Source organism: Fumia xinanensis (genome assembly GCF_014384905.1).
GTDB classification, from domain to species: Bacteria; Bacillota; Clostridia; order Oscillospirales; family Ruminococcaceae; genus Fumia; species Fumia xinanensis.
The window spans coordinates 651,607-661,839 of the sequence record NZ_JACRSV010000002.1 but is presented as its reverse complement, the minus strand read 5'-3'; the positions used below and the strand labels follow the sequence as shown (position 1 = coordinate 661,839).

General features: G+C 53.0%; 6 protein-coding genes. All 6 read right to left on the bottom strand.

Annotation, left to right across the window (positions count from 1 at the left end; all coding sequences use genetic code 11):
• Positions 1 to 4,916, bottom strand: a 4,916-nt coding sequence (locus H8710_RS09645) for a DUF4855 domain-containing protein (RefSeq protein WP_249295305.1), incomplete at its 3' end; no start/stop codon positions are given.
• A 658-nt stretch (positions 4,917 to 5,574) separates the two neighbouring features.
• On the bottom strand, positions 5,575 to 7,491 hold the full coding sequence (locus H8710_RS09640) for a hypothetical protein (RefSeq protein WP_249295304.1): 1,917 nt from the start codon (positions 7,489 to 7,491) through the stop codon (positions 5,575 to 5,577).
• A gap of 3 nt (positions 7,492 to 7,494) precedes the next feature.
• Positions 7,495 to 8,553: a hypothetical protein gene (locus H8710_RS09635; RefSeq protein WP_249295303.1), complete on the bottom strand. Its 1,059-nt coding sequence runs from the start codon at positions 8,551 to 8,553 to the stop codon at positions 7,495 to 7,497.
• A gap of 56 nt (positions 8,554 to 8,609) precedes the next feature.
• Positions 8,610 to 8,762: a hypothetical protein gene (locus tag H8710_RS09630; RefSeq protein WP_249295302.1), complete on the bottom strand. Its 153-nt coding sequence runs from the start codon at positions 8,760 to 8,762 to the stop codon at positions 8,610 to 8,612.
• 217 nt (positions 8,763 to 8,979) lie between these two features.
• Positions 8,980 to 9,102: a hypothetical protein gene (locus tag H8710_RS13395; RefSeq protein WP_283242826.1), complete on the bottom strand. Its 123-nt coding sequence runs from the start codon at positions 9,100 to 9,102 to the stop codon at positions 8,980 to 8,982.
• A 745-nt stretch (positions 9,103 to 9,847) separates the two neighbouring features.
• Positions 9,848 to 10,096: a helix-turn-helix domain-containing protein gene (locus tag H8710_RS09625; protein WP_249295301.1), complete on the bottom strand. Its 249-nt coding sequence runs from the start codon at positions 10,094 to 10,096 to the stop codon at positions 9,848 to 9,850.
• Positions 10,097 to 10,233 lie beyond the last annotated feature (137 nt).

Genomic DNA, 10,233 nt, shown 5'->3' with positions numbered 1-10,233 from the left:
TCTTCATTCAGATAGTAGGTCTTGCCGTCTACCTTGACGAAACCGGTAACGTACTCGCCGTCAGCGTCTTTGAGCTTGTAGCCGTCTTCCGTCTCTTCCCAGGTGTATTTGTCATCGCCGGTGGGAGGAGTTTCGGGATCCGGTTTATCATCGGGTTTCGGGGTAACGCTTCCGCCTCCGCCGGAACCAGAGCCGCCTCCCGACGAGCCGCCGCCGATAGAACCGCCGGAGCTGGGCAGACCGGGAACAGCGCCGCCTGCGAATTCGCCGACACGGGGATCACTAGGATATCCCCCGGTAATGTACTCTCTTGGAGTATATGTGCCCTTCATCATCTGATAGCAGTTGGTGTAGAGATCACGGAAAATCTGTTCGCCGGAATTTGCCGCTTCCAGAATCGGGTTGGCGTAATACCACGCGCGATGGTGATTGGGTCCGTCGTAGCCGTATGTGGCGGCAGCATTGAGATAATCCAGGAATTTGTTGTATTCTGCGATACCTTCGTACAGCACGCGGGAGTCAAGTTCCATCTCAGCGCCGATATTGCCGTAACCAATGCGTCTCGCGTGTTCCTCAAACAGCGGGTTGCCTGCGCCCGTTAATTCTCCCAGGCTGCCTTTAACGTATGCGCTGGTGAACATATGGTTGGGCTGATAGGTAACGCCGTCAAAACCGTAGTCATGGCCGAACATGGCCTCTGTAGTACCCCAGTGAGGAATCCAGTAGGTGTAATAGCCTTCTTGGTGAACACGCTCGTTGAAATAGAGCATTTCTTTTTCATAATCTGCGCCTTCATGCAGCCAATAGAAGCCTTTAAAGTCGATGTAATCGTGGTCAACTGTTTCCAGCCGCTCCAAAACTTCGTCGATCCACCAGTCGATGGCATAGGCACACTGTTCCCAGGTCTTAAACTGACCCATTTCTTTGCCATCCAGAGAACCGAACTGTTTATCGGTATTGATCTTCTGGTAAATATAAGGTGTGGGGAACATGATAACCATATTCACCTTGTAATTGGGGTCTCCCAGTTCAACGGAAGCGTTGTGGGCCGCCTTGTTGAGCTCTTCAACATCTCCGCCTTGTCTGAATAGCTGATCCAAATACCATTCCCAGTCTTTGGCGCCTGCCAAAATATTGGTATTTCCGGTGATAAATTCGTTGCCGTACCGGGAACCCAGGGCCAGGAACAAAACGGTATCGAACATGGTGTCAACAACCTTGTTCTCATCGTTTACATAGGTGAGCAGGAAGCGCAGCTTTTCGTCGGTGTAATGCGGCGAATTCCATCCAAACTCTCCCTGCCACTGGTTATAGCAGAGGAGCATATCCCTCACACCGCCAGCCTGTTCGACAGTCTCGTAATTTTTGCTGTCCAGACCGACAACCGTTCCGAAATCGGCCAGTCTTACGCCATCCAGCTGTCCAGCGTAACCGTTGACAACGATTTCGTCGACAAAGGACCAGGCGTTTTGCTGGATGTCTATGCGGACATAGCGGCCAGCGATCATATCATCGTCAATCAGGTCAATAATCGGAATGCCGGAAGTATTGTTGGAAAGATGCCATCCGAAAGGATGGATGCCACTTTTAGCATTTTTATTTCCGACAGACTGACGGGAAACGGGAACCCATTTTTCTCCATCCACCGAAACATAAGTGGTGATGCTGTAAGGGGTGTTCACGCCGCTGTCGTTAGGGGTGTAGCTGTTGATATAAATTGATTTAATGGTATTGATGGCCCCCAGATCGACCACACGGGTCTTGATGGCATGGGAACCTCTCGAATCTGTCGAACCATTACCGGTCTGATGGCTTCCAACCCAGGCAGAATCACTGAAGGATGTGCTGCCGAACTTACCATCGGTGAGCTTTTTACCGGTAAAGTCGTGATACTGCAGCGAGTTGGGAGCGTTTTCAGGATACTCGACATACGGAGCATAGAGCGCCAGGTTATATGCGCCGGTGTCGTCTTTCACCACGGGTTCCGCAGCGTCAGAGCATTTGCCCAGTTTGCCCATCACCTTAATTTCGTCTACATATACAGCATCGCTGCCTTCCGGAATATCGAATTCAATGCGGATATTGCCAGTGTATAGCTTTGTTGCGCCCGCCTCAACCAGCTGAACCCGGTCGACGTCGCTGTCCCATGTCAGCTTCACATTGTCAGCGGAAGCTGGAAGGGTATTTCCAAACTTTTTGACTTCAATCCAGGTCCCCTGCCCTGTCTGCACCGAGATGGTCAGGTTCTGCGGAAGGGTCAGTTTGTGCTCAGGATCGTATCTGGAGCTGAAGATGATCTCCGAAACCGTATTGGAACCATAGAGATTAAATTCCATCTCCACATGGTTTTGGGAACCGCGTTTAAATCCCATCCAGTTGGGGTCAAAAGAGGTGTATGTAGAACCATACCGGCCGTCGGTAAGCATTCCGGGAACCTCTCCGATGTCCTGATCTCTGGAGATAGAGTAACTGTTGCCGCGGATCAGGTTGAATTCTTTGCCGTTGTCAGGATTGACGTTTGCGTCTTCATTGGGATCGGCTACTGCCAATACTTCCAATTCATCCACAAACAGCCAGCCGTCTACCGGAACATGGACGCGGACATACTGTGCGGAAATCGGTGCGTCAGCAGTCGCGACAAAGCGATAAACGCCGTCTTCCCTGCTGAAGTTGGTGTCTTCGTCCGCCAGAACCGTCCAGTCCTGATTGTTTTTAGAATACTCCACCTTCACATGAGTGGCAGAGGAGATACCAGTCACTTTTTGAGTCAAGGTGCCGAATTTGACCTGTTCAAAGTTCTTGACCGAGCCCAGATCAAGGGTGATATAAAAATCATCGATACCCAAATCGTCGCCGTCCCAGGAAAGGTACGCGAACCACTGAGGTCCGCCGTAAGACAAACCGCCGCGGTGCCCATTGGTCAGCAAGCCGCCCTTGTCAGGATAGCTGGTGCTGGCAGGCCAAGCGGATGTGTAGCTGCATCCGTAGGCGATATTGTTGGGATCAATTTCTTCCTCTTCCACATCGGAATCAATGACTGTGCGATCCTTGAGAACCTGGATTTCGTCCAGATACACATTCTGGGTATTGGGAATGGTCACTTTTACATATCTGGCGTTGATGCTGTTTTTGGAAAGCGCCTGGAAAATGTAAATAGGAGTTTCCATAGGCTGGTCCAAATTCTGCCGGGACAGGGTAGTCCAGCTGCTCTTATCAGCGGAATATTCCACCTGCGCCCATTCCGGCCAAACGGCCTGCAAACCGTTATCTTTGAGGAAATGCAGTTCCACCTGCTGGAATGAGACACCGTCGTTCAAATCGACGACAAATTCCAGATTTCCGCTGGAAGAAGGATAGCTGTTCCAGCCAGTGCCCAGCAAGCTGCCCAAAATGCCGTCAGTCAAAGCAGTTTTGTTGGGATCTTGAGTGGAAGTCTTGCTGCTGGTATAGGTTTTGCCATAAGAGACCAGGTTGTCGACGTTTCCGCCTCCGCCGGTGCTGCCCAGGACCCCGTCGGGAGTCTGGCCGGTGGCCTCTTCCCACAGCTCGATTTCATCCAGAGCGATCCAATTGCCGTTATCGGCAAAATAAACGTCTACCTTAATATACTGAGCAGAGATTTTCATGCCGTTTTGGGTGGCAAAGACATACTCTTTTTGGGACGCCTGGCTGGTGAGATTGCCGTCAAAGGCCAATTTCCAGTCGTCGCCGTTTCCGGTGTCAGAAATATGTACCCGCAGTCTGCTGGGAGGCAGAACATTGCTGGAACCGGAAAGTGTGCTCAGATTCAGCTGCTCAAAGGACTTGACACTTCCCAAGTCGAAAACAAAATCCGCATAGGGAATGTCGTTATAGCCATTGTAGTAGCGGCCCGCCCGAACTCCGCTGGCAGAGCCGTTCCCTTGACGGAGGCCATCGGTGAGCAGCGTCTCGGAAGGGTATCCGGGGCCGTTGTCCGCATAGTTCCCTGCAAAAGAACTGGGATTGCCATAGGTCATCGAGGTGGTAAAGGGAATATCATAGAGCAGGTTCTGCTCGGAAACATCTTTGACGAACACATCACAGGTCATAGATGTTGCGCTCTCATGATATTCACCCTTGTTGTTGTAAACCTTGACATAATAACTGCCTGCGTCTGCCTGAGAAGCATCAGCGATAGTCAGAGAGGACGCATCCTCCCCTTCCAAACGTACGCCGTCTTTAAACCATACGTAGGTCAAATTGCCGCCGTCCATGCTCTCTGCCTCAACGGACAGGGCTTTGCCCTTGCCGGCCGGGATGAGCATTTCACGGTTCAAGTTACCGGTGATCACCGGAGGTTCTGCCAAATAATCGGGATTCGGTCCCCAGAGTTCTATTTCATCCAGGAAGGTCCAAGTGTTGGTACCCGATACCGAAAAACGGACCTTTGCCGCGCCGATGTCGATATCTGCACTCAGATCATATGCACCGTCTGCGCCGGAAGCGGGCAGATTGGTGGCGCTGGTCCATTGGTCAGTTCCCAGCATTTTCGCTGTCTGATATTCCACCTGAACGTCACAGGAACCGATGCCTGCGCCCTGATATGCGAAACCGCTGACTACCACTTTGGTAATGGGATAGTCCTGCTCACCCAGGGTCATAACAAACTCTTGAGGGCCTTCCACAGGCGGCTTGGCATAGAATCCAACTGTATTCACATCCCAGCTGGTTCCGTACACACCGTCTGTAAACTTCGTCAAATTCGGATCGTTATTACTGTGATAATAATTTTCCGGCACACTGGACGTATAGGGTTTTCCCAGAGCCCAGTTTACTTCACCGCTGGCGCCCACTTTTGCTAGACCGCCCACGGCATCCACTAACCCGCTGCTCAGTGTAATTGCTATCGCAACTGCACTGCACAGCGACGTAGTGGCAATTTTCCTCCATCTCATTCTGTTACCTCCTTCGGCAATTTCATCACGTATGATTTTCATAAAATCTTTCGTAAATTGCCTTCATATTTTTGACAACATCTCCAACATTATTGTCAATATTATTATATTCCTGTTCTATTTTTACTTCAATACGTTTATCTTGTCTTCGTATAAAACCTAAATGAATTCATACTATAATTAATTTTTCTTATTGAATTTATTTTATTTTGAGTTTTACTCACTAAAATGTCGCTCAAACGCCGCCATCTCTTTACACAGCGTTCCTGCCGTTTAAAAAAGCTGCCCGTAATTAGGCACCTTTTTAGAAGAAACGACTCAGCGAAACCCGGCTCGGATTCTTCGCTAACGGCACGCCGCTTTTCCCATATTTTGCTTTTTGAGGCAAATAATAAGCGCGTCCCTCCCTGCGGAGGAACACGCTTGTTTTTTCTCGGCGGCGCCTTATCAAAGGCCGGCGGGACCGCGGCAAACCTAACATCAGCGGCTCCCAGTCCCGGTTGAAAAAACGCCTCTTTCCTGTGAGGACGCGCCTTATCTGCCTAGCATTTCTCTAATCCTCGCGCTGGCGGCGTCCAAGTCGCCGTCACACAGTACCGGCAGGAAATCCGCCCGTTTTTTCCTCACTTCTTTCATATCTATAAACCCCGTTTTTCCGTCATGTCCGATCCAGCAGGCCCCGCTTCACTCGACGGTACTCCGCCTCGTCGATGAACCCGTCGTCCCAGAGCTTTTTCAGCTCCTTTGCCAGATCCCAGTATTGGGACACCGTCAGTTTGCCGCCGGGATTCGGGTCGTGGAGCCCGTGGGCCAAGGGGCAGCCCCCTCCGCTTCCAACAGCGTCCCCAAATGCTGGCCCATCAGCCGCAGCAGAAGCATCCTGCTGCCCTATCTCTGCGCCGAGGGGACTTTTTCTCTCTTCAGCCGCAATCCCCTGCCGGGATCCTGCCGATTTCAAAGTCCCGGAGGCTTCGTTTGTCTCATGGCTTGCCTTCTGCACTGAAACAGTCGGCCTTTCTGGAACGGGACCCGCTTCTTCAAATGGGGCGGAATCCGGCTGTCCTTCGACAGCTCCTGCCGAAACAAAACCCCCTTTTTCCCGGGAAACCGGTTCCCACCCCGGAAATTCCTTCTCAAACGCCTCCGAGGCTTTTGCGTAGGACGGCTTCTCATAAACCGGAGCCGCCGTCCGGGCCGCCGGGGCAGCTGACGGTTTAGACGCTTCCTTTCCCATCCTGGCAAAATTCATCGTCCGGGCGGAATCTTTGGACGAAGCGCCCAGCCCTCGGCCCGACACTTCGCCCGCAGTCAAAGAACTCTTCCCCGCGCCGGAAAGGGCGCTCGGCGTCTGCCGGGAATCCGCATTCGAAGTCCGGAAACCTTGCCCAGCTCCTTTCTCCGAAACCGCATCTGCTCTCTGCCGGAAATCCGTGCCGAAACCCCCACCTGAACCCACCTGAGAAGCTGTTTTCGCACCCGAATCAGCCTTCGCTCCCTGTGCGGACCCCGCCCTGCTGACAGAAGTTTCCACGGCCTTCGAAACTGCCGCTTTAACCTCTTCTTTTCCGGAACCCGCTTGCTCAATCGGCCCTGTACCGGGATTTTTGTTCTCTGCCGCGGCTTCATCCGCCGAGGCCGCCGCTTTCTTCCCTTCTATAGTCTCCCTCTTGGCGGCGGACTGCCGCCCGTAATCTTTTTCAGGGTAATGCTCCCGCAGAAAGCTCAGCACTCCTTCCGGCAGCAGCAAATCGCCGCACCGGCTCTCCTTGGGGTCGAAATAGTGGAGCAGGATTCCACTGAGCTTTTCGCCGGCGGCGGCCCGCCGCCCCATCTCCTCCCAGTAGAGAAAATAGGCCTCCGGGTGAGGGATCCAGCTCAGATCCACCGGAATTCTGGCGGCGGCCTCCTTGCTTCCCTCCGCCTGCCCCGCAGGACCGAAGTAGTGGATATGCCGCGCCTCGATGACTCGCCGGTCTTCCTTTTTATAAGTCCCGTCCGCCCCAAGAAAACAGAGGCTCCCGCCGCTGTCCCGATACAGGGCCGCCACCGATTCCCCGTCCCGGTGCAGGGCGTAGGCCGGATACCGGTAAAGCCCGATAGCCTCTTTGACCGCCTCGGTGACGAAATAGGACGCAGTTCCGGTGGGATCACTGTCCTTCCGGTGCCTTTCTGGTCCAGCAGCCGCGGGAGCAGACGGCTCTTTTCCCGCGTCAGCCCCCTGCGCCGGAGCGGGCGCTTCTCCAGCGGCAGAGGCCCCTTCCTTCTCCGCCAGGTATTGCCGAAGAATCCTCTCCACCTCGCTCACATTGGACAACCCCGGCAGGCAGACTGTTTCCGTCCGGCCCTCGTCTAGAAAATCCAAACACAGCCAGATGGCATGGTTTCGCTGGATTTTTATGCCCCGGAGCGCGGAAAGTGGGTAGGTAAAATACTTCCAGCTGGCAAGTCCCGGCTCACGCACCATGCCGAAACCGCTCACCTTCTCTTCTCCCCCCGAAGGATACACCGAAAGCATCACATTTCGCGGGGTTTCTCCGTCCATATAACGGCCCCTGTCCCTCATCTGGATTTCCATCCGTCATCCCTCCTTCAGCTCTTCCCCGCAGTACCGTTTCGGAAGGCTTTCCGGTGCCGGATTGGCCTCCTTCGCCGCTCTCAGCAGTTCCTCTTTCCGATGTCTCACCGACTCTTCGGCCCAAACATCCTCCACTAAGAACGGGCCGTTTTTGAACTTGCCGTAAACCGCCCCCTGAAAACTGCCGTCGATGAGCAAATATTGGAGCACCTCCCAATCCGGCCGGTCGAACCGCTCTTTGAGGGCCTGCTCCATAGCCTTGACCAGAAAATCGTTCCGGTGGAGAGCCAGCGCCGACGGCTCGATGGAAAACGCCTCACTTTCCAGCAGTGCTACATCCTCCCGGAGCAGCAGCCGGACCCCTTCCCCATCCACCGGGCAGGATACAAGCGCTCCCTGTGCCAGCAGTCCGTCCAAAGCGGCCTTCAGATCCCTTACCGGCAGGCGGAAAAAAGATTTCGCCATGGGCAGGTCAAACGCCACGATACGATAGGCAAACCGCAGCACCGCCGCCTCGATGGCCTCCCCCCTGTTGAGGGCCAGGTTCAGCTCCGGGAACTCCCCCTCCATCAGGTACCAAGCCCGGTCCCACTCGTTGTCCGCCTGATCCTCAAAGACGAGAAACGCCTCCTGCAATTTGTGCAGCGCCGGGGTGATCTCCTTCACCAGCAGCCCAGTCAGTTCCTTCATCAGCCCGATGTTCATGGGCCCCTCCCGCCTGAGGAGCGCCAGCAGCTCCTCCTGCACCTGGGTGAAGGCCTTGGGCGCTTTGCGGTAAATGCTCCCGTAGAGGGACAAATCCTGCCGGTCCACATAGCCGATGGTTCCCCCCTGGAACCGCCCCTTCAGGATCTCCCGCCTCGCCCGGCGCCGGGTGTTGAAAAGCCGGTCGTCAAAGGAAGCGCGCTCACTGAGTACCGGCGGCTCCCCAGGACAGCACCAATATACGGTGGGAACCGGAGACAAATCCCGAAACAGAGTCTCATATTCTTCCTCCGAAGCCTTTTCCCCCATATACTGCCGCCGCATTCTCAGCGCAATCACATTTTTTCCATTGAGCATAGCTTTCCCTCCTTAAACGCCTGCCGCCGTTTCAGCTCTGGCCGCGGGGCAGCCGCTTATTCGTCGTATTTTCCTTCCACTGGAAGCGCCGGCCCGGCCCGGATTTCCAGCTGCCCGCCTCCCGCCATAAACAGAGCCGCGCCCCTCAGGCGAAAATGCTGAAGGAACGATCCTCTCTGCGGCTCAAATTTATCTTTGAACGAACACATATTTCATTCACATTCTATCATATCCCGTCCCAAAAGGCAACGATTTTCCCCGCCTGGCAAATCGCCGCCCAGCGGCTTCCCCAATCGCCCAATGAGGCGCGGAAAAGCCCCCTGAAGACAGGGCGGCAAGGTGGGAGCTAGCCAAAAGGAAAACCGCCCGTACTGAACAGTACAGGCGGCCTTCCCAATCAATAAGGATGGATATATTAATGAAGTATCAGCAAAAATTTAGGCCTGCTCTTCGGATAACCTTCGCCCATGTCCGGCTTTGCAGGCCGCACATCCCATGAAATCCTGTGGCGCCGCCCATGAGCAGTGCCCGGCCAAGTTTCGGTTTCATGGGCCGCCGCCCCCTTGAGACGGCGGACGCCGGGAAACCGGTTCGTTTGTTTGCCGCCAGGAGAGCGGCGGCGTATCTGCCTTATTTGCCCCTGACGGGAAACGGTAAAGCTCCCCGCCAGTCCTGTCCGTCGGACCAGAACAGCATATTGGCCGGAAAGAAAAGTTAGGTTGCACTAACTTCTTTCCAAATGTAAGTTTACCACAACTAACATTATTTGTCAACGGTAAATTTTTATTCTTTCCGCATCTGGCCGCTGCCAAAGGGCGCAGCCTCCATCTATTTCTTCTCCGTCGTCCGCCGAGGGCATTGACAGGACCCACCCGCCGCGTTCATTTGAGGCTTTTCGTTCTCGCCGGACAAGAAGTATGTCGTTCCCGCCGGAAAAACAAAAAAATGCCGCCGAATCCCTGATAGGCCTGTGGATCCCGCCCGATTTACTCCGCAATCCGAAAATTATTCCAAAAAAATTCACAAAGTCTTGCTTTTTATGGACTTTTGTGCTAAAATATAATAATCATCGAAGCGGCCATGACACCCGCGGCGATGGTTGAGTTCATACAGATCTCAGCGGGCGTGTTGCCTGCTGCTCTCGATAGCTGGAGAATGAAGGAGATTAGGGCACAAGAACCGCTTTCCCATTAAAGGAAGGCGGTTCTCGTGTTTTTTTACACCTCTTTTTAGGGGGCCATTTCTTCCAGTCCCCAAAAACAGCAAACCGGCAGAGATTTTATTCCCCACCGGTTTATTTTTCTTCTTTTTTATTGGGAATGTAGTAGATGACATCCTCTGGCGTACATTCCAACTTATCGCAAATCTCGTCGATGATTTTCAGCGAGACGTATTCGTTTTTGGCCATTCTCTTAATAGTGCTCATCGAAATGTCCACAGCATCAGCAAATTCTTTTTTGGACATATCCAGGTCAATGAGCATCTTCCACAAAGGCTTGTAGCTAAAAGACATTTCATCACCCACTTTGTTAGAGTATACCATTTAGAATGCCTGTTCTCAAGCAAACTATTTTGTAAAATTTATAAAAAAGGATTGACAAAAGCCTAAAATTGATTATAATAGAATTATATTTAAGCCCTAAAAGTTTAAATTTGAACCTTTATGAATCAATTGTAAAA

Bases quoted from the DNA above. Each gene is read 5' to 3' on its own strand.
- H8710_RS09640 (WP_249295304.1), bottom strand. From the start codon at position 7,491: ATGGAAATCCAGATGAGGGACAGGGGCCGTTATATGGACGGAGAAACC.
- H8710_RS09635 (WP_249295303.1), bottom strand. From the start codon at position 8,553: ATGCTCAATGGAAAAAATGTGATTGCGCTGAGAATGCGGCGGCAGTAT.
- H8710_RS09630 (WP_249295302.1), bottom strand. From the start codon at position 8,762: ATGTGTTCGTTCAAAGATAAATTTGAGCCGCAGAGAGGATCGTTCCTT.
- H8710_RS13395 (WP_283242826.1), bottom strand. From the start codon at position 9,102: ATGAAACCGAAACTTGGCCGGGCACTGCTCATGGGCGGCGCCACAGGA.
- H8710_RS09625 (WP_249295301.1), bottom strand. From the start codon at position 10,096: ATGGTATACTCTAACAAAGTGGGTGATGAAATGTCTTTTAGCTACAAG.